Origin of the sequence: Kribbella sp. CA-294648, from assembly GCF_050943845.1 — a bacterium.
Lineage (GTDB): Bacteria > Actinomycetota > Actinomycetes > Propionibacteriales > Kribbellaceae > Kribbella.
Genome location: NZ_CP191981.1, coordinates 7,803,699 through 7,824,914, shown reverse-complemented (window position 1 = coordinate 7,824,914; position 21,216 = coordinate 7,803,699). Strand labels below are relative to the sequence as shown.

Sequence of the window (21,216 nt, the reverse complement as noted above, 5' to 3'; positions counted from 1 at the left end):
TGCGCTCGTCGCCTGCCGGAGGTCGACCGAGGAGAGTTTTCGCCCGGATCGGTAGCAAGATCCTCCTCGGTTCCGGCCAGAATCCTCCCCCAACCCCGTGGATCCGCGGTTGCGCGGTCGGGTTCCGGCGGTGGATTCCGGAAGTGGGGCGTCCGGGTTGGGGATTAGCATCGGGGGATGGAGCAGGAGTTCAGTGGTGAGGTGTTTGAGTGGCGGGGGCCGGCGCCGTACTACTTTGTTGCTGTGCCGGAGCGGGAGAGTGACGCGCTGCGGGTGGCGGCTTCGGTTGCCAGTTACGGGTGGGGGATGTTGCCGGTCCGCGCCCGGATCGGGGACACCGAGTGGAAGACGTCGCTGTGGCCGAAGGATGGCGGCTATCTGGTCCCGCTGAAGGACGCCGTGCGCAAGCCCGAACAACTGGATGTCGGTGACGTCGTAGACGTCTTGCTCATGGTCGAAGGGCTGCCCAGCCATGAGCAGCAGCAGCCGCCGCCCGCCGCCCGCGCCAAATCAGCCGCGTCTCCGGCCGAGCGCGCGTCCGCTCCCCGTCCAAAAGTCTCACGCGAGCCGATCGCCACAGAGCAACTCAAGATCGTTCCGGCCAACGAGGCGAGCTGGGAAGACCTGCAAGCGGTCTTCGGTACGACGGGTGACACCTCACGCTGCTGGTGTCAGCGGTTCCGGATGCTGCCCAAGGAGTCCTGGGCCTCCGAAGGACCGGAAGAACTCGCCGCCCGGCTTCGTGATCAGACCGCTTGTGGAGATCGGTCAGCAGACAAGACAACCGGCTTGATCGCGTACTACGACGGCGAGCCCGTCGGGTGGTGTGCAGTTGCGCCACGGGCCGACCATCCGAGGCTGCTGCGCAACAACCGAGTCCCCTGGGAGGGTCGCAACGAAGACAAGACCGACCTCACCGTCTGGGCCGTGACCTGCTTCGTCACCCGTGCCGGCTACCGCCGCCGAGGGGTCAGCCACGCTCTCGCCCGCGCCACCGTCGACTTCGCACGCGAACGCGGCGCCCGCGCACTGGAGGGCTACCCGGACTTCGTAGACGGCGGCTCGGTCGGCACCCTCGCCACCTTCGCCGCCGCCGGCTTCACCGAGGTGAGCCACCCAGGCCTACGCCGCGCAGTACTCCGCATCGACTTCTGATCCCTCGGTCGCTCCCGGCATGAAACACTGGATCAGCTTCTAGAACACTGTTTTTCACGCGCACCGGGCCCCGGGTCAGGGAGAAGATGCACGAGTGCGCATCCTCCCGCCGGGCGCTGGTCATGACGCTGCCGTCTTGTTGCAGACCCGCGGGATCCGGGCGTTCGGCGACGGAGTCGTCAGCGTGGTGCTCGCCGGGTACCTCGCAACGCTTGGTCTCTCCGAGGCCCGCATCGGTGTCGTCATCGCCGCGACGCTGCTCGGCTCGGCGGCGCTGACGCTCGGCGTCGGGCTTCGCGGACATCAAGTCGGCCGGCGCCGTCTGCTGCAACTCGTGTCCGTGGCCATGATCCTGACCGGCCTCGGCTTCGCCGCGGCGAACGGCTTCTGGGTGCTGCTCGTCGTCGCCTTCCTCGGCACGCTCAACCCCTCGAGCGGCGACGTCAGCGTGTTTCTCCCGACCGAGCAAGCCTTGCTGCCGGGGACCGCGCCCGACACCGAGCGGACAGCCCTGTTCGCCCGCTACACACTGATCGGCTCGCTCGTCGCCGCGTTCGGCGCCCTGTGTGCCGGTGTGCCCGAATGGATCGCCGCCCACGTCAACGCCAGCGAGGAGACCGCGCTGCGCTGGACGTTCATCGGGTACGCCGCTCTGGGCGTGGCGATCCTCTTGCGCTACCGCTCGCTGTCTCCGGCGATCGAGCCGAAGATCGAGACACCCGCCGTCGCGCTGGGCCCGTCCCGCGGCATCGTGTACCGGCTTGCCGCTCTCTTCGCCCTGGACTCGTTCGGCGGAGGCTTCGTCATCACCGCCCTCGTGGTGCTGTGGCTGCAACGCCGTTTCGAGTTGTCGATCGCCGTCAGCGGCGCGGTGTTCTTCTGGGCCGGCCTGCTCTCGGCGTTCTCGTCACTCGTCGCCGTCCACATCGCCCGCCGCATCGGGCTCGTGCGGACGATGGTGTTCACTCACCTTCCAGCGAACGGCTTCCTGATCCTGGCCGCGTTCATGCCCAACGCGCCACTCGCGATCGCCGCGCTGCTGGCCCGCGCCGCGCTGTCGCAAATGGACGTCCCCGTGCGTACGTCGTACGTGATGGCCGTGGTCTCACCGGCCGAGCGGCCGGCCGCGGCGAGTGTCACGAGCGTGCCGCGCAGCCTGGCGTCCGTGCTGCCGCCCATCGCGGCCGGCTGGATGCTGGGTCAATCGACGTTCGGGTGGCCGCTGGTGATCGCCGGCGTACTGAAAATCTGTTACGACCTTCTGCTGCTACGCCAGTTCCGCGACGTCCGTCCTCCGGAGGAGAAGCTGGGCTGATCAGTCCGCGTGGGCGGCGAGGATCTCTTCCAGGACGAGCGATGCGTCCGCGGGCAGGTCCTCGCCGTCGCTGACGGATCCGGCGCAGACGACCAGTGCTTTCCAGAGCGCCCAACCTTGGCCGCGCAGCCAGGTCGCGTCGTCCACCTGCAGTCGATCGCGGAACGCGGCCCGGCTCTCGCCGGTGAGCATCGTCCAGGCGATCGCCAGGTCGCAGGCCGGGTCGCCAACTCCGCAGGTGCCGAAGTCGATGACGGCCGCAAGCTCTCCGTCCCTCAGGAGAAGGTTGCCTGAGGCAATGTCTCCGTGGAACCAGACCGGCCGGCCGTCCCACGGCGTACGCAAGGCCCGTTCCCAGATCTCCTCGGCGACCTCGGCCCGGATCGTTCCTTCCAACGTCTTCAGGCTTTTCCGCGCCCACCCGTCGTAGGTGGACAGCGGTCCACCCCGGTACCAGTTGTGCAGCCCCGGCTCCGGTCCGCCCGCCGGGTCGACCCCCTGCAGCGCCGCGAGGAACTCCGCAACGTCGACGGCGAACTTCGTCAGCTCCCGTACGCCACCACGATCGGCCGGCTCGCCGTCAAGCCACCGATAGACCGACCAGTCATGCGGAAAGCCTTCATCGCCCACACCCCGCGCCAGCGGAACAGGAATCTCGTAGGGCAACTCCGGTCCGAACACAGGCAGCCACCGATGCTCCTTCTCCACGGCCAGCGCGTACTCCGCGGCAGTAGGCAGCCGGACCAGCATCTCGTCCCCGAGCCGAAAGGTGCAGTTGTCCCAACCCTGCGCGTCAACAGCCCGCACCTCGAGCCCGGCCCAGTCCGGAAACTGCGCGTCCACCAACCGCCGCGCCACCGCGGTCCCCACCGTCCGCCGATCCGGCAACGGCAACACCTCAGCCAGTTCACTCATCAGACGCCGAACGTACGGGTGTCCTCACTCACCCCGCAATCCGTTTTCCCAGCCCGACCGCCCCGACCGAAGTTGACAGATCGAATCCCGCAGAGTGCAATATATTGCATGCCGGTTCGCGACGCCGCCGCCGGGCTGGCCGCCTGGGAGAACTGGCTGACCTCGAACCCCTGCTGACCGACGAGAGTGACTCATGAGCCTGAGCGACTTCCCCCGCTATCCGCTGACGTTCGGGCCGAGCCCGATCCATCCGCTGAAGCGGCTGTCCGAGCACCTCGGCGGCGCCGCGATCTGGGCCAAGCGGGAGGACTGCAACTCCGGGCTCGCGTTCGGCGGCAACAAGACCCGCAAGCTCGAGTACCTGGTCCCTGACGCGCTCGCCCAGGGCGCCACCCACCTGGTCACGATCGGCGGCGTGCAGTCCAACCACACCCGCCAGGTGGCCGCCGTCGCCGCGTCGCTCGGGCTGGGCGCGAAGCTGGTCCAGGAGAGCTGGGTCGACTGGCCCGACGCCGTCAACGACCGGGTCGGCAACATCCTGCTGTCGCGGATCATGGGCGCGGACGTCGAACTGGTCGACGCCGGTTTCGGCATCGCCTTCACAGACCTACAGAGCAAGGAGAGCTGGGAGAACGCGCTGGAAGAGATCCGCGCGGCCGGCGGTACGCCGTACGCGATCCCGGCGGGCGCCTCCGACCACCCGCTCGGCGGCCTCGGCTTCGCGAACTGGGCGGACGAAGTACGCCGGCAGGAAGAACAACTCGGGGTCTTCTTCGACACCGTCGTGGTCTGCTCGGTGACCGGCTCCACCCACGCGGGCATGATCGCCGGGTTCGCCGGCCAGGACCGCCCGCGCCGGGTGCTCGGCATCGACGCCTCCGCGAAGATCGACGAGACCCGCGCGCAGGTGGAGAAGATCGCCCGCGCCACCGCCGCCACCATCGGCCTCGGCCGCGAACTCCGCGACGACGAGATCACCGTCCTGGAAGGCTGGGCCGGCGAGTACTACGGCATTCCGGTGCAGTCCACGCTCGACGCGATCCGCCTCACCGGCCGCCTCGAGGGCGTCATCCTCGACCCGGTCTACGAGGGCAAGTCGATGGCCGCGCTGATCGACCTGGTTCGTTCGAACGACATCCCCCGTACGTCGAACGTCCTCTACGCCCACCTCGGCGGCCAACTCGCCCTCAACGCCTACAGCGCGCTTTTCAAGTCCTGAATTTGACCTGAGCATGCGTCGTCGGTGGGCTATTGTCCGCAGCTATGTTCGCAGTACGAGGGAAGACAGCCCATCTGGCGTGGTACCGGACCGATGAGGCGGCGGCTGACGTTGCCTTTCTGCATGGGTCTTCGGACTCGTCGCAGTGCCTGGAGCCGCTGCTCCGGGCGATGCCCGGGGTTCGGGCGCTCGCGTTCGATGCGCGGGCGCATGGTGAATCCGGGCTCCCAATGGAAGACCAGAGCTACGAGGCACTCCGCGACGACGCCGCCGTCGTACTGTCGGACCAGCCCGGCGATGGCGGGTTCGTCGTGGTCGGCCACTCGCTGGGCGCAATGACAGCCGCCTACCTGGCCGCGTCGCGGCCGGACCTGGTCCGCGCGGTCGTGCTGGAGGACCCGCCACCCGGGGAGCCCCAGCCCGGCCAAGAGCCCACCTCGGAGAGAATGCCGACCTGGCTCGAAGAACTCCTAGCCCTCGACGTCCCATCACGGATCGCCCGAGGCCGCGCCGACAACCCAGCCTGGCCAGAAGACGAACTCGAACCCTGGGCCATCTCAAAGGACCAACTCAACCCGGCTATCTTCGACCTGCCGTTCCAACCCCCAACCCCACTGACCGACCAACTGGCCGCCATCACGTGCCCCGTCCTCCTCATCCACGGCGACACCGACCGCGGCTCCCTGATCTCCCCTGCCTACGCAAAACGCTGCGCCGAAGCGGCCGCCGGCGATTTCCAAGCGATACACATCCCCAACACCGGCCACTCAGTACACCGCGACAACCGCGACCAGTTCGTCGCAGAACTAACCAAGTTCCTCAACTCGGTGTAGTGGAGCCAGGGAGGTAGTCGCCAGCCGCCTCCGAGATGCCCGGACCGCCGCCACTCACAAACCCCGCTCGGCCAGTGTCGGCCAAGCGGGGATCGATGTGTTGCGGGCTCCGACGGGCAGCTTTGTGAGTGCTGGCGGTCCGGCTCGCTGCGCCCATGCGGCGGCCCGTCTCTCAAACGGGCCGGCCTGGGCGTCAGTGCTGTCACGGCAGCGGGACGAGCGAGGTAGCTGGGGGGGTGGGGAGCTCGGCGACGGAGGAGCCGTGCGTGGGCGTTTGCCGTACGCGAGAAAGCTCCCCACCCAGAAGCAGGTCAGCTGCCTACGCGGCCGCCGTCTTTGCGCCAGACGCAGGAGATGGCGGGACGGGGGAAGGGGTGGGTGTGGGGCCAGGTGGAGGTTGGCTTCTCGAAGGTGGCGTCGTCGGTTTCGCCGGGGTGCTGGACGGCGACGAAGACCGTTTCGTCGTCTTCGGAGATGAGCGGCCCGCAGGCTTCGGCGGCGAACGGGACCGAGAGGAACTGCTTGACCTGGCCGCGCGCCGGACCCGCCACCGGGACGGTGAAGATGCCGTCGTTGGAGCCCAGGACGTTGCCGTCGGTGGAGATCCACAGGTTGCCGGAGCCGTCGAACGCGACGTTGTCGGGGCAGGAGATCGGGCTGACCTTGGTCTTGTCGTAGCCGCCGAAGTACGTCTCCTGTGCGGCCGGGTCGCCGCAGACCAGGAAGAGGGTCCAGAAGAAGCCGGTCTTGGCCGCGTCGTCACCCTCCTCGGTGAGCTCGAGGACGTAGCCGTTGCGGTTGCCGGACTTCTCCACCAGCGGTCCGTCGAGCGTGTCGCGGACATGCGACTTGGCCAGCGGGTTCGCCTCGTCGACCGGGAAGCTGCCGCCGCGGTTGGAGTTGTTGGTCAGCGCGGCGTAGACGCGGCCGTTGACCGGGTTGCGCTCGATGTCCTCGGGCCGGTCCATCCGGGTCGGGCTGACCTTGTCGGCGGCGAGGCGGGTGTTGATCAGCACGTCGGCGACGCTCATCCCGTCGACGTACGACTTGGTGTCGGAGGTCAGCGGGATCCACTGGCCGACCCCGTCGTACAGGCCGTCGGCCGCGCCGTCGCCGGTGAACTTGGCGACGTACAGAGTGCCGTGGTCGAGCAGGCTGAAGTTGTTCTTGCGGTTCTTCTCGTCGTACTTGCCGGTCGAGACGAACTTGTAGATGTACTCGCCACGCTCGTCGTCACCGGTGTACGCCGCGATCCGGCCGTCCGCGGTCAGCGTGACGGTGGCCCCTTCGTGCTTGAGCCGGCCGAGCATGCTGCGCTTCTTCGGCGTCGAGCGCGGGTCGTACGGGTCGACCTCGACGATCCAGCCGTGCCGGTACGCCTCGGTCGGGGTCTTGGTGAGGTCGAAGCGGGCGTCGACGACACTCCACTCCCGGGAGGACTTCGTCTTGGTGATCGGTACGCCGTACCGCTTGAAGGAGGCGTGGTGCGCGGGGTCGACGGTGTCGGAGACGTCGAAGTACCCCTGGAAGTTCTCCTCGCCGGACAGGATCGTGCCCCACGGGGTGACGCCGCCGGCGCAGTTGCCGAAGGTGCCGTAGGCAACCTTCCCGACGCGGCTGTCCTGCGCCACCGGGCCGGTCATCTCGAACTTGGTGGTGGCGGTGATGCGCCGGTTGTAGCGGCTGCCCTCGCGGTCGCGGCGCCACTTGCCGACGTGCCCGTCGCGCTTGATCTGGACCACCGACATACCGTGCGCGGCCAGCGCGATCTCGGCCTGCGTCTTCGCGTCGTACTTGCCGGTCGGGAACATCAGGTACTCGTCGGTGTACTCGTGGTTGCAGACCAGCAACGCCGTCCGGTCGTTCTTCAACGGCAGGATCATCGTGTAGTCGTTGTTGTAGCCGAACTGCTTGGCCTGGCCGGCCGCCGTCTGCTTGTTCACATCGAACTTCGGCGCACCGGCCACGACCGGGTCACCCCACGCGATGATGACGGACTGGTCGTACCCCTTCGGGATGACGATGTCGTCCTCGCGGTTCGGCGGTACGACGCTGTGGGTCAGCGCCCGGTCGGCACCGAAACCCGGGAAGGAACCGTTGCCCTGGTCAACGTTGCCTGAGGCAAGCAGTTCGGCGGCGGCCGGGCTGGAGGCCAGCGCGCCGACACCGGCGGCCGCGACACCGGCGGCGCCCAGCTTCAGCATCCGGCGGCGCGAGAACGCGGACTGCAGGACGGTCTGGATGTGCTCGTTACCGGAGGTGTTCGGCTCGGCGTGGTCGCACTGGTTGGCGCACTTCATTTCGCAGGTGCGAAAGGTGCGGGATCCGTGACGGGTGCCGATCTGGCTGATCAGCGGCAGCAACTTGGGGCTCACTCGCAGTACTCCTGCTTCTCACATGAAATGCAGCGGACGCCGTGAGGCTAGGGACCCGAAGCGGGGTGCGGGTGAAGGTCAGGTGAACGGTGAACGGCTTAGGTTGCCCTCAGTAACCAAGAGCGGTTGAACGGCTACACCGTGGCGGCGACCGGCTCGACCCGCAGGGCGCGCCGGCGCCGGGCGGCCATGCTGTCCCAGGTGAAGATCATCAGCGCGAACCAGACCAGTGCGAAACCGGCCCAGCGCAGCGAGGACATGTGCTCGTGGAAGACCAGGATGCCGATCACGAACTGCATGATCGGCGCGACGTAGTTCAGCAGGCCGAGCGTCGTCATCGAGACCCGCGTCGCCGCCGCGCCGAAGAGCAGCAGGGGTACCGCGGTGAGCGGTCCGGTCAGCAGGACCAGGGTGAGGTACCCCGGGCCTTGGTGGATCACGGTCGAGTCGCCTTGCAGGGCGAGCACCACCAGTGCGGCGACCGCGACCGGCGCGATGGTTGCCGTCTCGACGGCCATCCCCTCGATCGCGCCGGCGCCGGCGTGCTTCTTCGCCAGCCCGTAGAACCCGAACGAGAAGGTGAGCACGATCGCGACCCATGGCGGCCGGCCGTTCTCGATGGTCAGCGCGGCGACGGCCACGAAGGCGATCCCGAGCGCGATCCACTGGGCGACCCGGAGCCGCTCCTTGAGGAAGACCACCCCGAGCAGCACGGTGAACAGCGGAGTGATGAAGTAGCCGAGCGAGGTCTCGACCACCCGGCCGTTGTTGACCCCCCAGATGTAGCCACCCCAGTTGACCGAGATCAGCACCGACGCGGCGATCAGCGACCACCTGCGCCGCGGCTCGGCCAGCAAGGCCCGGACCTGCCCGAAGCGGCGTCGTGCCAGCACCAGTCCGACGATCGTGAGCATCGCCCAGAGGATCCGGTGAGCCAGCAGTTCGAGCGCGCCGGAGGAGTCCAGCAGCTTCCAGTAGAGCGGGAAGAGGCCCCACAGCAGGTACGCCGTCAGACCGAAACCGAATCCCCTCCGCAGCTCTGGCACGGGTGCGAGTCTAGATCAAGAGTCAGTGGTGTCCACGTGGTTTGCCCATGACGTGAGACGCGCTTGGCGGATGGGGTTGGATAGAGGGTGGACAGAGGAGGTACGGCGTGGGCGTGAGGACCGGACTGGTCTCGGTGACATTTCGGCAGCTGGCGGTCGACGAGGTGGTCAAGGTGGCCAAGGACGCAGGACTGGCGGCGATCGAGTGGGGTGGTGACATCCACGTTCCGCTCGGCGATCTGCCCGCCGCCCGCAAGGCCCGCGAACTGTGCGAGGCGAACGGGCTGGCCATCGCCGCCTACGGCTCCTACCTCCGCGCCGGCAGCGTCGACCGCGAGGAGATCAGGACCGCCGTCAACACCGCCGCCGAACTCGGCGCACCGAGGATCCGGGTCTGGGCCGGCACAGTCGGTACTGCGGAAGCCGGGGTCGGCGACCGGATGGCGGTGACCCGAGGCCTGGCCGAGCTGGCCGATGTCGCGGCCGGGGCGGGCATCGAGATCGCGATGGAGTTCCACCGCGGCACCCTCACCGACGAGGTCGACTCGACGATCACCCTGCTCCTGGATGTCGGCGCCCCGAACCTCACGACGTACTGGCAACCGCCGGTCGACCTGAACGACGCCGAGTGCCTGCAGCAACTCGAGTCGCTGATGCCGTGGCTGAGCACCGTGCACGTCTTCTCCTGGTGGCCCTCGAACAACCGCCTCCCGCTATCAGGCCGCGAGTCCCTCTGGCGCCCAGTCCTGGACCGCCTGTCCGCCGAACCCCGCGAGATCAACGCCCTCCTCGAGTTCGTAGCCGACGACTCCATCGACCAGTTCTCCACCGACGCCGCCAAACTCCACAGCTGGGTCTGACTCACCCGGGCAGATAGAGAGCGAGATAGAGCAACCCTCTGGTCTGCCGGCCGCTGACCACCTTGAGGGTGATCTTGCCCCCGGCGCCGGCAGGTTGCCCGTACGACAGGGTCCAGCGGGTAAGACTGTCGGCGGGGATACCTCCCCGATCCAGCCGGAAGCTGACCTCTTGGGTCAGCCCGAGGATCTTCGCCTCGCCCGGCTCGCTGCCGAGGTTCGCGGCGCCGTACCCGATCAGGAAGGGCTTGCCGGCGGGGGCATCGGTCGAGAGCTCCGTGGCGGTCTTCGCAGGCACCGTCTTCACCTGCGCGAGCTTGTAGGTGTAGCCCCCGTACCGCGCGAGCTCGTCGATGCCGACGCTTCCGGCGCTGGTCTCGACGAGTCGCTCCGGTGGCAGGGCATAGGCACCGACTCCAATGCGGGCGCCGGGGATGGTCGCAGGTCGCCCCTTGGCGTACACCAGGTCGATCGTCACCTCATGGGTTTGGCCTGGCGTGGCATTGATGGGGTCCGGGCCGCCGTCGTTCTTGTAAAAGTCCGTCAGCCTGTTAATGCAGGTCGCGGGGTGCTTAGGTCGTCCGTCGATGCGGATCGACAACATAGGTCGCCGATAGGGGTCCGTCCTGTCTCCTGTGCAGAACAGTCGCAAGCCGGTTCTTGCGCTGGCGGCGGTGAAGCGCAGCTTCACGCTCCGCTGCCCCAGGTCGCCGATGGTCGCGTTGAGCAGCGTGTCGCCGCCCACGTGCGCAGGGAACCGGATGCCCTCCTTGACGTAGTCGTCGGGGTCCGGGGCTGAGGGCCGGACCGGAAGCCCGCGCACTTCGGCCGGGGCGGGAGTCGCGGAGGGCACAGGTGATCGGTAGATGCCGAGGGCTAGCTGCGCCGTGGACCTGACTGCACGGCCGTTCTGATCGGCCACGGAAACCCGGACCCGGGCCGTCTTTCCGGGCGGTACCTCGGTCCAGAAGACGTGGTTCGGTGGCACCGAACCAGCGTGGCGTGGCGAGCTGCCTGAATCATCGCAGTCCTCGGTCGCGAGCAGACGACCGTCGACGGTGACGTGGACGGTCAGCGGCTTGGTCGCTGTGGTCCGGCAGTACGGGCGGAAGGTGACGCTGGTGCTGGTGGGTGTCCAGGTGAATTCGAGCGGGCCGGCGCCTGGCTTGCCGATTTCAGCTTTCTCGAGGCGGTCGGGGCCGACTGTGCCGGGAATGGTGATGCCGTCGCGGGTGTAGTCCGGGGGCGGCTTGGCCGGGTCGGGAGTCGACGTGTTGACGGCGCCGGGAAGGACCGCGAGGGCGACGGCTACCACTGCTGCTGCCACGGTGGTGACGGCTGCGGCGGTTCGGCGGCGTTTGAGGGTCTTGGCTCGGCGGCGGACGGTGGGCAGCGGGACCGGGGTGGCCGGGTCGATCTCGGTTGCCTGGTCGCGGAGCTGGGCGCGGAGGTCGTCGAGGTTCATGCGCGCCGCTCCTTCGCGCTGTGGTCGAGGAGGCTTGGGTCGATGCGGAGCTTGGTGAGGGCTCGGCTGGTTTGGCTTTTGACGGTGCCGGTGGAGCAGTTGAGGAGGCGGGCGGTTTCGGCTTCGGTGAGGTCTTCGTAGAAGCGGAGCACGATGACGGCTCGCATCCGTTTGGGGAGGCGGCGGAGGGCTTCGGCCAGGTCGGTGCCGGCCTCGACGCGTGAGTGGCCGCCGTGGTCCACCACCTCGGGGAGTTCGTCGGTCGGGTACTCCGCGTTCCAGCGCCGCCGCCACCAGGAGGTGTAGGTGTTGACCAGGGTGCGCCGGACGTAGGGCATCGGGTTGTCGCCCTCGATCTTGTTCCACACCAGCCAGCACTTGGCGAGGCTGGTCTGCACCAGGTCCTCGGCCGACGACCGGTTCTGGGTGAGCAGGTACGCAGTACGCAGCAAGGCCGCGTACTGCGTACTGGCGAACCGCTCGAAGTCCGTTGGCCCGCTCATACCGGCCTTGGTCGTGTGCACACTCGGCATGAGTGGGTGGACGGCCCGAATGGTTGCATCCGGGCAGCCGTCATTCGTTGCGGAGGACCGCGGCGATGGTGGCGCGGGCGGCTGTGCGGGCCGGGACGTAGGCCCCGGCGGCGGCGATCAGCATGCCGGCGAGGACGAACAACGCGAGCAGGGCTGCCGGGTAGACCTGGAGCATGAAGTCCGGGATCTCTGTCTGGGCGCCGTTGGCCATCGCCGGCACCACCAGGCGATGCGCGAGGATCCCGAGCGGGATACCCAGCAGGCCGCCGAGCGCGCCCAGGGCGGTCATCGACGTCACCACCATCACGATCACCTGCGCGGGAGTCATCCCGATCGATTTCAGCATGCCGAGATCGCGGCGGCGTTCGCGGGTGTTGAGGATGACCGTGTTGAAGACGCCGAGCGCGGCGACCGTGGCCAGCATCAGTGTGAGCAGGGCGACGGTGGCCACGACAACCGCGACGAACGTGCCGGCCTCCTGACCTTCGGTCTCCAGCAGACCCGGGTCCTTCGCCTGGATCGCCTTGACCACACCATCCAGGTCCGTGCCTGGCTTCACGTTGATCTCGTACGTGTTCGCCCGGAGGTCCGGTGCGATCAGGCCGAGGGTGGCCCAGTTGGACAGCACCTCGTCAGCTGAGTTGTACATCGCCTTCCCGACGATCTGCGCCCGGACGCTCTTGCCCCGTGCCTGCAGCGTGATCGTGTCACCGACCGCCAGCCCACGCTGCCGCAGGAAGCGTTCCGACACCACGACCTGGCCCGGGCCGTCGAACCAGCGACCAGCCAGCAAGCGGTACCCGGTCTGCTCGAAGTCCCCGCGATAGAAGGACACCCGGAGATCCGCTTGGCTCCCCGCCAGCCGCATCTGCAGCTCCGAAGACGCGGCGACCGACGACACCCCGGGAACGGCTCGGATCACGGCCTCGTCCTCCGCATCACTCAGCTTCGCGCCCGGGGGCGCACCGGCACCGCCCGGTCCAGCACCGCCCGGTTCCCCCCCGATCGGGCCCCCGCCGCTCGGGCCGGCGAATATGGCCAGGTCGACCGCCCCGACGCGACTCGACGCGGTCTGGTACGTCGTCAACGACTTCCCCAACCCGACCGCCAAGGTCACACTCGTCACCCCGAGCACCACAGCCGCCAACGTCAGCGCGGTACGCCCCGGACGAGCGAACGGCAGCCCCAGCCCCAGACTCAGCGGCCGCGGCAACCGACTGCCACTGAGCCACCGCTGAACCCGCAACCCGCGCCCTGCCTTCGGCGCGCTGCCCGCACTGATCGCCTGAGCAGCCGACAGACTCCGCGCCCGCATCGCCGGCGCCAACGCGGACAACGCCACCAGAGCCGGTACGCCGAACAGCGCCGCGAGGTCCACCCAGATCGGTACGCCGACCCCGCCCGCGCCGTAGTTCTCGAAAGCCCTGGTCAGCAAGGATGTTGCGAGAATGTTGCCCAGGACAACACCACCGGCACAGCCGACCACGGCCGGGATCGACACCATCCCCAAGTAGACCGTCAGCACCTGCGTGGGCGTGAACCCCAGCGCCTTCAGCACCCCGATGTGCTTGAACCCGGCCACGACGGCACCACTCACCACGTTCGCCACGATCAGGACCGCGACCGCGAGGCCGAGCCAGCCGAAGACCATCAGGAACGGTACGAACGTGTTCGGCTCGCCGGCGATCTTCGCCCGCAGCGCCAGATAGGACTGGGTCCCGATCAGCGCACCGGGCGGGAGGCCGGCAGTCACCGCCTTCTGGCCGGCAGCCACGTCCTCGTTGGTGGCAGCCTGGGCGAATCGGTAGAGCATCTGCGTCGACGTCGGGCGCAGCGTGCTCATCTGCTCCGGCGTGACCCACGCCTCGGCCGACTGGCTCACGCTGTACGCGAACCCGACGATGGTGAACGTCCGGCCCGCCGCGGAGACGGTGTCGTTCAGCTTCGCCGTACCGCGGCCCTGGGAGTCGGTCGGGTTGCGGTTGAGCACGATCTCGTCTGCCTTGGCGGGCCACCGCCCCTGCCACACGTTGAGCCGGTCGACCGCGCCGCCCGGGTCCGCACGGCCCACCGTCACCAGCGAGTCCATCACACTGGACGCGCCGAGCTCGAGCGTCACCTGCGCGAACGGGCCGGCAACAGCCGCCGCATTCCGCGCCGCCTCCGCCAATTGGCTGTCGCTGACCTTGCTGCGGTCGTACGATGCGGTCAGCTGGGCACCACTCTGTTTGGTGTACGCGCGGTCGAACGGACCACTCGATGCCGCCAGCAGACCCAGTGCGACCACGATCATCGTCGTGGACAGCAGGACCACGACGCCGATGACCAAGGTCTGCACCCGGCGTCGTCGTACCGCTGCCCGCGCGACCGGCCAGACGGCGCTCACGCCGTACGCTCCAGGCTGCGTTCGCCCGCGATCCGGCCGTCGACGAAGTCGATGACCCGGCTGGCGCAGCGGGTCGCGAGTTGCTGGTCGTGCGTGACCAGCAACAGCGTCTGGCCGATCTGGTTGAGGTCGAGCAGGAGATCCATCACCTGTTCGCCGGCTCGGGTGTCCAGGGCCCCGGTCGGCTCGTCGGCGAGCAGAACGGCCGGCCGGTTCATCAGCGCGCGGGCGACGGCGACCCGCTGCCGTTCACCGCCGCTCAGCTGCGACGGGTAGACGTTGCGCCGCCCGGCGATGCCGAGCTCCTCGAAGAGTTCGAGGGCCCGCTTGCGGGCGTGGCCGGCCGCCGTACCGGTCAGCTGTGCCGCGAGTGCGACGTTGTCGAGCGCGGACAGGTCGTCCAGCAGGTTGAAGAACTGGAAGATCATCCCGATCCGCCGGCGCCGGAACAGCGCCAGTCCCTTCTCGTCCAGCCTGCCGAGGTCGTCGCCGTGCACCACGACGGACCCTGACGTCGGCCGGTCCAGCCCGGCCACCATGCTGAGCAGGGTCGACTTGCCGCTGCCGGACGGGCCCATCACCGCGACCGCCTCACCGGCGTGGATCTCCAGTGAGACCGCGTCGAGGGCGACCGATTCGCCGTACTCCTTGCGTACGGCGGTGAGCTGGACGACCGCCGTTCCGTTGCCTGCGTCTGCTGTCATGCTGCTCACGCTAGGGCCGGCCGGCCGTCGCCGGCGTCAGTCTGCCGGCGTAACGTCCGCGCCTTGTCATCCTGTGGATGTACGGCCTGCCCCCGTCGGTTGATGCGCAGTCGCGAACGGCTTTGGGACAGTGGTCCCGTGATCATCCTTTGGCTGCTCGCCGCGGCGCTTGCCGTGCTGGCCGGGTTTCTCGCGTTCGCGCTGGTCCGAGCGCGGCGTGCGCACACTCGCGCGCTGGAGGAGCGCGGATGGTTGCTGGAGCGCGAACGCGAGGCAGCCGCCCAGAACGCGGTGGACGCCGAGCGAGCCCGGATAGCGCACGATCTCCATGACATCGTCACGCACAACGTCAGCGTGATGGTCATCCAGGCCGGTGCGGCACGACAGGTGCTGGCCACCGAACCCGAGCAGGCCGAGGCCGCCCTGCTCGCCGTGGAGGCCGCAGGTCGCGACACGATGTCCGAGCTCCGGCATCTGCTCGGTCTGCTCGCGCCAAAGGCCGATGGCGCCGACGAGGACGTGGACTCCCTGACCACAGACGCCCTGGCGCCCCAGCCGAGCCTGACTCGCCTCAGCGCGCTGATCGACCGCATCGCCTTCGCGGGTCTCCCGGTCGAGGTGCGGATCTCCGGAGAGCCCCGGCCACTTCCGACCGGTGTGGACGTGACGGCGTACCGGGTGATCCAGGAGGCATTGACCAATGCGCTCAAGCACGGCGACGGCGTGAAGGCCGAGGTGACCGTCCGCTACTCCGACCACGCGGTCCGGGTGGAGATCCTCAACACCGGGCCCAGCGTCTTGCGGGGCGGCAGCCGCCCGGGCGGGCATAGACCGGCCCCCGAAGGCCAGGGGCGCGGGCTCCTTGGCCTGAAGCAACGCGCCGCTGTGTACGGCGGGGAGCTCGACGCGCGCCGCCGTCTCGGCGGCGGCTTCCGGGTTCGGGTCAAGCTTCCGCTGGAGCGCCCGTGACGACGCGAGTGGTGATCGCCGACGACCAGGCGCTGGTGCGCACCGGCTTCCGGATGATCCTCACCGCAGGCGGTATCGAGGTGGCCGGCGAGGCCGCGGACGGTGCCGAGGCAGTAGAGGCCGTACGCCGCCTGCGCCCGGACGTCGTCCTGATGGACATCCGGATGCCCACCATGGACGGCCTGGAAGCCACCCGTCGCATCCTCGCCACCTCGACCGGTTGCCGCGTCCTGATCCTCACCACCTTCGACCTGGACCGCTACGTGTACGCCGCGCTCGCGGCAGGCGCCAGCGGGTTCCTGCTGAAGGACGTGACGCCCGAACACCTGGTCGCGGCCGTCAGCCTGGTCACGACCGGCGACGCACTCCTGGCACCGTCCATCACCCGGCGCCTGGTCGAACGCTTCGCCATCCCGGCTGCGTCCCAACCCGCCGTCCACCGCGACCTGACCACCCTCACTCCCCGCGAGCTGGAGGTCCTCACCCTGATGGGTCACGGCCTGTCCAACGCCGAGATCGCCACCGACCTCACCCTGAGCGAAGCAACAGTCAAGACCCACGCCGCCCGGATCTTCGCCAAGCTGACCCTCCGAGACCGCGCGCAAGCAGTAGTCCTCGCCTACGAAACCGGCCTGATCACCCCGGGTGACCGCTGAGGGCGATCAGTCGGCGGGCAGGTAGAGCGCGATGACCAGGTGGCCGCTGGTGTACTTGCCTGTGGAGAGCTGGATCTTTGCCTTGCCGGCCGGCCTTGCCGCTTCGCCGACCAGGCCGATGCCGCCGCCCACGCTGGGGGTACCGTGGGTCAGGCCGCTGGTCTCCACCCTCGGTTGGTCGCCGGTCAGGCCGGCGGTACCGTAGGCGACCAGGAACGGCTTGTCCGCGGGCGTGGCGAGCTCGAGGTCCTTCGTGGTCTTGACGTCGGCCTGCTTGACCTCGGCGAGCCGGTAGTTGCGACCGCCGTACTCCCTGACCACGTCCAGCGTCGTGTCGTCGATGGTCCGCTGCTCGCCCTTGGCATAGATCCCGAGGCCGACCCAGTCGATCGGCCTGCTGACCGGCCGGCCGTTCTTGTCCTCCAGTTGCACGCTCACCCGCACTCGCTGTCCATCCTTCGGCTGCGTTACCGGAGCCCAGTCCGATCCGGCCCCGGCATCGGTGCTGTCAGCGGCGCAGCTCGTCTTGCCGACCTGGACCCCGTTGAACTTGACGCTCAGCTGGTACTCCGGATCGGTGCCGGGGCTGGTCGCCGTACAGAAATCGTGCAGGGTGACGGGCCGATCCGTCGCGGTGAAGTCGAACTCGAGGGACGAGGTGCCCCGATCGGCGATCTTCGCGCCGAGCAAGGTGTCACCCCCGACCCTGGCGCGGTACCGGATGCCGTCCTTGACGTAGTCGGCCGGGGAGGTCGGCGGTGCCTGGACGGGCGGGCCTTCGGGTGGCGCGGCGGCCGTCCGATAGATGCCCAGGGCAATCTGCGCGTCGGCGCGGGTGACCGCCTGGCCCTGCTCGTCGGTGAGCTGGACGCTGACCCGGGCCGGCTTCCCGGCCGGAGCCGCGAGCCACAGCACGCTGTTCGCCCGGACCCCGATTCCAGGAGTCGGTTGGTCGTCAGCCGGGTCGCTGAAGCACGGCGCGGTACCGACGACGTAACCGTTGACCTTCACGGTCAGGAAATGACCGCTGCTCATACTGGCCGCACAGACGGTCGCGAATCTGGTGTCGCTGCCCTCCGGGACCCAGTTGAAGTTGAGGGTGTTGTGGCCCAGATCGCCGATCCAGCCCTTCTCCAGGCGGTCCGCACCCTCGAAGGCCGGCAGGATGATGTCGCCCTTCTGGTGATCGCGCGGTACGTCGTCGGCCGGTTGAGGCTTCGTGGTCGGGATGATGCCGGAGGCAACGGCCGCGATGATCGCGAGACAGCCGACGGCGCCCCCGGCTGTCGCCGTACGGCGGCGCTTCGTGCGGGCGATCTTGTCGCGTACGCCGGGCAGCAGGTCGGCGGTGTCGTCGGTGGAGTTGGCGCGGGCGGCCAACTCTTCGCGCAGGTCCGTGAGTTTCATCGGGTGGTCTCCCGGTCGGCAGAGGAGTCGGCGGGGGAGCCGGCGGGCGGGTCGGCTGGGGAGCCGGCAGGCGAGTCGGTGGTGAGCAGGGCTGGGTCGAGGCGCAGCTTGGCGAAGGCCTTGCTGGTCTGGCTTTTCACCGTGCCGGGGCTGCACCCCAGCACCCGGGCGGTCTCCGCCTCGGACAGGTCCTCGTAGAAGCGCAGTACGACGACAGCGCGTTGCCGGCGGGGGAGTCGTTGCAGGGCTCGCCAGACATCGGTGCGCTCCTCGGCACTGGCCGGTATCGCGGTCTCCGGCAGCTCCTCGGTCGGTTGCTCGCCGTTCCAGCGGCGGCGCCACCAGGAGGCGTAGGTGTTGACCATCACCTTGCGGACGTACGGCTCGGGGTCGCCGCCCTCGATCCGGGACCAGGCGAACCAGGCTTTGGCCAGCGCCGTCTGGACCAGGTCTTCCGCGAGGGCGTGGTCCTGGGTCAGCAGGTAGGCGGTCCGCAGCAGCCGGCGGGACCGCGCGAGCACGAACGCGTCGAACCCCTCAGCAGCCGTCACCGCGAGCCCCGTTCCCCGTGCACGCAGTGTGAGCGTGCTGTCGTCGATGGTCACATCATGGTGGACCGGCGAGGGCCGGCGTTCGGTTGCCGTTCGTCGAAAAGTTTCTGATGAGGCCTGGTCAAGTGGTGGATAGTGACGGGACAGTAGCCGGAGACAGGCGCGTTCGCCCCAAATGCGTTCGGAGGTACTTCGGTGAGAACCCATTTCAGTAGCCGTGTGATCAGAATTCTGTCCGTTCTCGGGTTGTTCGCGGCCATGCTGGCCGTCAGCGTCACGACTCAGGTGGTGACGGCGACCAAGGCCCATGCCGACGGTTGCTACACCTGGAACCGCACGCTCAGTGAGGGAGCCAGCGGTGAGGACGTCCGCCAACTGCAGATCCGGGTGGCCGGTTACCCGGGGTACGGCAAACACCTCGCCACGGACAGTTCCTACGGTCCGGCGACCAAGGCGGCAGTCGGGGAGTTCCAGAAGGCCTATGGTCTGGTCGCTGACGGCATCGCCGGGCAAGCGACGTTCAACAAGATCTATGAGCTGCAGGACGACGACTGCACCCCGATCCACTTCACCTATGCCGAGCTCGATGACGGGTGTGGTGGCAGCGGCTGGGACGGCGGGCCGCTGTCGGCGGCTGCGACCAAGGCCAACGCCCTGCAGACCATGTGGCAGCTCGAGGCCTTGCGGCACGCGCTGGGCGACAGGCCGATCACTGTCACCAGCGGCTTCCGCAGCATCCCGTGCAACAGGTCTGTCGGTGGCGCGAGCAACAGCCAGCACCTGTACGGCCGGTCCGCCGACCTGGTCGGCACTCCCACTTTGTGCGCCCTGGCCAAGCAGGCCCGCTACCACGGCTTCGGCGGCATCCTCGGCCCCGGCTTCTCGGGTCACAACGACCACACCCACCTCGACATCAGGACCAGCAACTACTGGGCAGCACCCAGCTGCGGAATCTGATCAGCAGGCTCGGACCAACTGAGCGAGGCTGATGCCGGCCGCGCGGTCGAGGTGCTCCGCAGTGAGCCCGGCCGCGCGGGCGGCAGTAACGTCCAGGTCCAGGTTGTCGCCGATCATCAGGGTCTCGACCGGATCCACACCGAGCGCCTGGCAGGTGAGGTGGTACGCCTCGACCGCCGGCTTGCTGAACCCGAGGGCTTCCGACGTGGAGACCACATCGACCAACTCGGCCAGCCCGATCGCGGCCAGCTTGGCGTTCTGCTGCACGGTGTTCCCGTTCGTCAGTACGCCGATCCGCCACCCGTTGCCGCGAGCAACTTCCAGGGCCGGGCGGGCATCGGGAAACGCCGCCCAGCTGGCCCGGTACTCGTCGAGGTAGCCGGCGAACACCTGGTCGAGTTCCTCGTCCGTCGCGGGTAGCGGCCGCCCGAGCAGAGGTAGGAACTCGTGCAGTCGCGCGCGGCGCTGGCCCTGGTGGGTGAGCTGTCCGGTCAGCCACCTGTCGTAGTGCCGCCCCTCGATCTCGAACCAGGTCGCCACCAGTTCGTCGTCGACCTCGGCTCCGGTCAGAGCCGGTACCCACGCCCGGAGCCCAGCGACGGCCGAGGACCTGTGGTCGAAGAGTGTGTCGTCGAGGTCGAAGATGACCGCCTTCACGCCGGTACTACCGACGTGCGGTTGAGCTCGCGATGGTTCGCGTACCCCGACAGAGCCAGCGTGAGGTCGAGCTCGGCCAGCAGGCAGCGCAGTACGTGGTCGACTCCGGCCTGGCCGGCCAGTGCGAGGCCGTACAGGAACGGACGGCCGAGCAGGACGGCCTTGGCGCCGAGGGCGAGTGCCTTGGCGGCATCCGCGCCTGTCCTGATGCCCGAGTCGAAGAGCACCGTCACCTGCTCACCGACCGCGTCCGCGATCGCCGGCAGTGCGTCCAGCGAGGCGATCGCGCCGTCGACCTGGCGACCGCCGTGGTTCGACACCACCAGCCCGTCGACACCGTGCTCGGCGGCGAGCTTGGCGTCGTCGACGGAGGTGATGCCCTTGAGCACGATCGGGCCGGCCCAGTTGTCGCGCAGGAAGGACAGTTCGTCCCAGCCCAGTCCGACGTTCGGGAACATCTGCGCCCAGTGCATCACCGCCGCGGTCGGGTCCTCGGCGATCGGCTTGGCGAGCTTGGCCTGGAACGCGGGATCGCTGAAGTAGTTGGCCAGGCCCTCGCCCTTGAGGAACGGCAGGAAACCGCGATCGAGATCGGCCGGGCGCCAGCCGATCGTGCCGGTGTCCAGGGTGACCACCAGCACGGAGTACCCGCTGTCCTTGGCGCGCTGGAGGAAGCTGAGGCAGACGTCCTTGTCGGTCGGCCAGTACAGCTGGTACCACTTGCTGTCCGCCTCGATCTGCTCGAACGAGTGACTGGCCTGGGTCGAGTGCGTGTAGGTGAGGCCGAGCGCACTGGCGGCTCGCGCGGTCGCCAGCTCGCCTTCGGGATGCGCCAGCGTCTGGACGCCGACCGGGGCGATCAGCACCGGCGCCGACATCTTGGTGCCGAGAACCGTGCAGGACAGGTCGCGCTCGGTGCTTCCGCGCAGCATCCGGGGAACGAGCCGCCACCGGTCGAACGCGGTCAGGTTGGCGCGCGCGGTCGAACCGCTGCCGGCACTCGGCACGATGTAGCCCATCGCCTCCGCCGACAGGCTTCCCGCCGCCTGCGACTCCAGCCGGGACAGGTCGGTGGTGATTTCCGGCCGGGTGTCGGAGAACATCCCCTGGACGTAGATGCTCAGCTGGTGGTCGCCAAAGTTCGCCATGCTGGATGCTTTCACGCCCGCCCACCGCCGCTCAACGCCCGGAGTGCTCGTACTCCGCGGCCGCGGCC

General features: G+C 68.6%; 19 protein-coding genes. 8 read left to right on the top strand and 11 right to left on the bottom strand.

Going from position 1 to position 21,216, the window contains the following annotated elements; translation table 11 throughout:
- Positions 1 to 177: 177 nt before the first annotated feature.
- Positions 178 to 1,155 (top strand): GNAT family N-acetyltransferase, encoded by a 978-nt coding sequence (locus tag ACQPYM_RS37360; protein WP_433010512.1) that lies wholly within the window; start codon positions 178 to 180, stop codon positions 1,153 to 1,155.
- 94 nt (positions 1,156 to 1,249) lie between these two features.
- Complete coding sequence (locus tag ACQPYM_RS37355; protein WP_433010510.1) at positions 1,250 to 2,470, top strand: MFS transporter; 1,221 nt, start codon at positions 1,250 to 1,252, stop codon at positions 2,468 to 2,470.
- Here ACQPYM_RS37355 and ACQPYM_RS37350 read toward each other — a convergent pair whose 3' ends face one another.
- Positions 2,471 to 3,385, bottom strand: a complete 915-nt coding sequence (locus tag ACQPYM_RS37350) for an aminoglycoside phosphotransferase family protein (protein WP_433010507.1) — start codon at positions 3,383 to 3,385, stop codon at positions 2,471 to 2,473.
- 193 nt (positions 3,386 to 3,578) lie between these two features.
- Here ACQPYM_RS37350 and ACQPYM_RS37345 point away from each other — a divergent pair, with 193 nt between their 5' ends.
- Positions 3,579 to 4,604, top strand: coding sequence for a 1-aminocyclopropane-1-carboxylate deaminase (locus ACQPYM_RS37345; RefSeq protein WP_433010504.1), 1,026 nt, complete (start codon positions 3,579 to 3,581; stop codon positions 4,602 to 4,604).
- A 44-nt stretch (positions 4,605 to 4,648) separates the two neighbouring features.
- On the top strand, positions 4,649 to 5,437 hold the full coding sequence (locus ACQPYM_RS37340) for an alpha/beta fold hydrolase (RefSeq protein ID WP_433010501.1): 789 nt from the start codon (positions 4,649 to 4,651) through the stop codon (positions 5,435 to 5,437).
- Positions 5,438 to 5,748: 311 nt separating this feature from the next.
- Here the strand turns inward: ACQPYM_RS37340 and ACQPYM_RS37335 are convergent, their stop codons facing one another.
- Both ACQPYM_RS37335 and rarD read right to left on the bottom strand, forming a co-directional pair.
- Positions 5,749 to 7,812, bottom strand: coding sequence for a PhoX family protein (locus tag ACQPYM_RS37335; protein ID WP_433010498.1), 2,064 nt, complete (start codon positions 7,810 to 7,812; stop codon positions 5,749 to 5,751).
- A 134-nt stretch (positions 7,813 to 7,946) separates the two neighbouring features.
- Positions 7,947 to 8,858, bottom strand: coding sequence for an EamA family transporter RarD (rarD, locus tag ACQPYM_RS37330; RefSeq protein WP_433010495.1), 912 nt, complete (start codon positions 8,856 to 8,858; stop codon positions 7,947 to 7,949).
- Between the two features lie 134 nt (positions 8,859 to 8,992).
- Between rarD and ACQPYM_RS37325 the strand changes: the two genes are divergently transcribed.
- Positions 8,993 to 9,718 carry a sugar phosphate isomerase/epimerase family protein gene (locus ACQPYM_RS37325; RefSeq protein WP_433010492.1) on the top strand — a complete coding sequence of 242 codons (726 nt, stop codon included), beginning with the start codon at positions 8,993 to 8,995 and terminating at the stop codon, positions 9,716 to 9,718.
- A gap of 1 nt (position 9,719) precedes the next feature.
- Here the strand turns inward: ACQPYM_RS37325 and ACQPYM_RS37320 are convergent, their stop codons facing one another.
- From ACQPYM_RS37320 to ACQPYM_RS37305, 4 genes are all read right to left on the bottom strand, one after another.
- A complete protein-coding gene (locus ACQPYM_RS37320; RefSeq protein ID WP_433010489.1) occupies positions 9,720 to 11,180 on the bottom strand; it encodes a hypothetical protein in 1,461 nt (486 codons plus the stop codon).
- Complete coding sequence (locus tag ACQPYM_RS37315; RefSeq protein ID WP_433010486.1) at positions 11,177 to 11,683, bottom strand: SigE family RNA polymerase sigma factor; 507 nt, start codon at positions 11,681 to 11,683, stop codon at positions 11,177 to 11,179. The genes ACQPYM_RS37320 and ACQPYM_RS37315 overlap by 4 nt, the downstream gene beginning before the upstream one ends.
- Before the next feature lie 70 nt (positions 11,684 to 11,753).
- On the bottom strand, positions 11,754 to 14,099 hold the full coding sequence (locus tag ACQPYM_RS37310; RefSeq protein WP_433010483.1) for an ABC transporter permease: 2,346 nt from the start codon (positions 14,097 to 14,099) through the stop codon (positions 11,754 to 11,756).
- Entirely contained in the window at positions 14,096 to 14,803 is a 708-nt protein-coding gene (locus ACQPYM_RS37305) for an ABC transporter ATP-binding protein (RefSeq protein ID WP_433010480.1), read from the bottom strand. Before ACQPYM_RS37305 ends, ACQPYM_RS37310 begins: the two co-directional genes overlap by 4 nt.
- Positions 14,804 to 14,941: 138 nt before the next feature.
- Between ACQPYM_RS37305 and ACQPYM_RS37300 the strand changes: the two genes are divergently transcribed.
- The gene (locus tag ACQPYM_RS37300; protein ID WP_433010477.1) at positions 14,942 to 15,772 is read left to right on the top strand and encodes a sensor histidine kinase; all 831 of its coding nucleotides are present in this window, start codon (positions 14,942 to 14,944) and stop codon (positions 15,770 to 15,772) included.
- Positions 15,769 to 16,428: a response regulator gene (locus ACQPYM_RS37295; protein WP_433010474.1), complete on the top strand. Its 660-nt coding sequence runs from the start codon at positions 15,769 to 15,771 to the stop codon at positions 16,426 to 16,428. The genes ACQPYM_RS37300 and ACQPYM_RS37295 overlap by 4 nt, the downstream gene beginning before the upstream one ends.
- Positions 16,429 to 16,434: 6 nt before the next feature.
- Here the strand turns inward: ACQPYM_RS37295 and ACQPYM_RS37290 are convergent, their stop codons facing one another.
- Positions 16,435 to 17,835, bottom strand: coding sequence for a hypothetical protein (locus tag ACQPYM_RS37290; RefSeq protein ID WP_433010471.1), 1,401 nt, complete (start codon positions 17,833 to 17,835; stop codon positions 16,435 to 16,437).
- A complete protein-coding gene (locus ACQPYM_RS37285) occupies positions 17,832 to 18,386 on the bottom strand; it encodes a SigE family RNA polymerase sigma factor (RefSeq protein ID WP_433010468.1) in 555 nt (184 codons plus the stop codon). Before ACQPYM_RS37285 ends, ACQPYM_RS37290 begins: the two co-directional genes overlap by 4 nt.
- Before the next feature lie 219 nt (positions 18,387 to 18,605).
- Here ACQPYM_RS37285 and ACQPYM_RS37280 point away from each other — a divergent pair, with 219 nt between their 5' ends.
- Positions 18,606 to 19,343 carry a D-Ala-D-Ala carboxypeptidase family metallohydrolase gene (locus ACQPYM_RS37280; protein ID WP_433010465.1) on the top strand — a complete coding sequence of 246 codons (738 nt, stop codon included), beginning with the start codon at positions 18,606 to 18,608 and terminating at the stop codon, positions 19,341 to 19,343.
- Here the strand turns inward: ACQPYM_RS37280 and ACQPYM_RS37275 are convergent, their stop codons facing one another.
- Complete coding sequence (locus ACQPYM_RS37275; RefSeq protein WP_433010462.1) at positions 19,344 to 20,000, bottom strand: HAD family hydrolase; 657 nt, start codon at positions 19,998 to 20,000, stop codon at positions 19,344 to 19,346. It lies immediately after the preceding gene.
- The gene (locus ACQPYM_RS37270; protein WP_433010459.1) at positions 19,997 to 21,148 is read right to left on the bottom strand and encodes an alpha-hydroxy-acid oxidizing protein; all 1,152 of its coding nucleotides are present in this window, start codon (positions 21,146 to 21,148) and stop codon (positions 19,997 to 19,999) included. The genes ACQPYM_RS37275 and ACQPYM_RS37270 overlap by 4 nt, the downstream gene beginning before the upstream one ends.
- Positions 21,149 to 21,216 lie beyond the last annotated feature (68 nt).

What these genes read in the sequence shown, in the direction of transcription:
- ACQPYM_RS37360 (WP_433010512.1), top strand. Translation starts at nt 178, where the DNA reads ATGGAGCAGGAGTTCAGTGGTGAGGTGTTTGAGTGGCGGGGGCCGGCG.
- ACQPYM_RS37350 (WP_433010507.1), bottom strand. Translation starts at nt 3,385, where the DNA reads ATGAGTGAACTGGCTGAGGTGTTGCCGTTGCCGGATCGGCGGACGGTG.
- ACQPYM_RS37345 (WP_433010504.1), top strand. Translation starts at nt 3,579, where the DNA reads ATGAGCCTGAGCGACTTCCCCCGCTATCCGCTGACGTTCGGGCCGAGC.
- ACQPYM_RS37340 (WP_433010501.1), top strand. Translation starts at nt 4,649, where the DNA reads ATGTTCGCAGTACGAGGGAAGACAGCCCATCTGGCGTGGTACCGGACC.
- ACQPYM_RS37320 (WP_433010489.1), bottom strand. Translation starts at nt 11,180, where the DNA reads ATGAACCTCGACGACCTCCGCGCCCAGCTCCGCGACCAGGCAACCGAG.
- ACQPYM_RS37315 (WP_433010486.1), bottom strand. Translation starts at nt 11,683, where the DNA reads ATGAGCGGGCCAACGGACTTCGAGCGGTTCGCCAGTACGCAGTACGCG.
- ACQPYM_RS37305 (WP_433010480.1), bottom strand. Translation starts at nt 14,803, where the DNA reads ATGACAGCAGACGCAGGCAACGGAACGGCGGTCGTCCAGCTCACCGCC.
- ACQPYM_RS37290 (WP_433010471.1), bottom strand. Translation starts at nt 17,835, where the DNA reads ATGAAACTCACGGACCTGCGCGAAGAGTTGGCCGCCCGCGCCAACTCC.
- ACQPYM_RS37270 (WP_433010459.1), bottom strand. Translation starts at nt 21,148, where the DNA reads ATGGCGAACTTTGGCGACCACCAGCTGAGCATCTACGTCCAGGGGATG.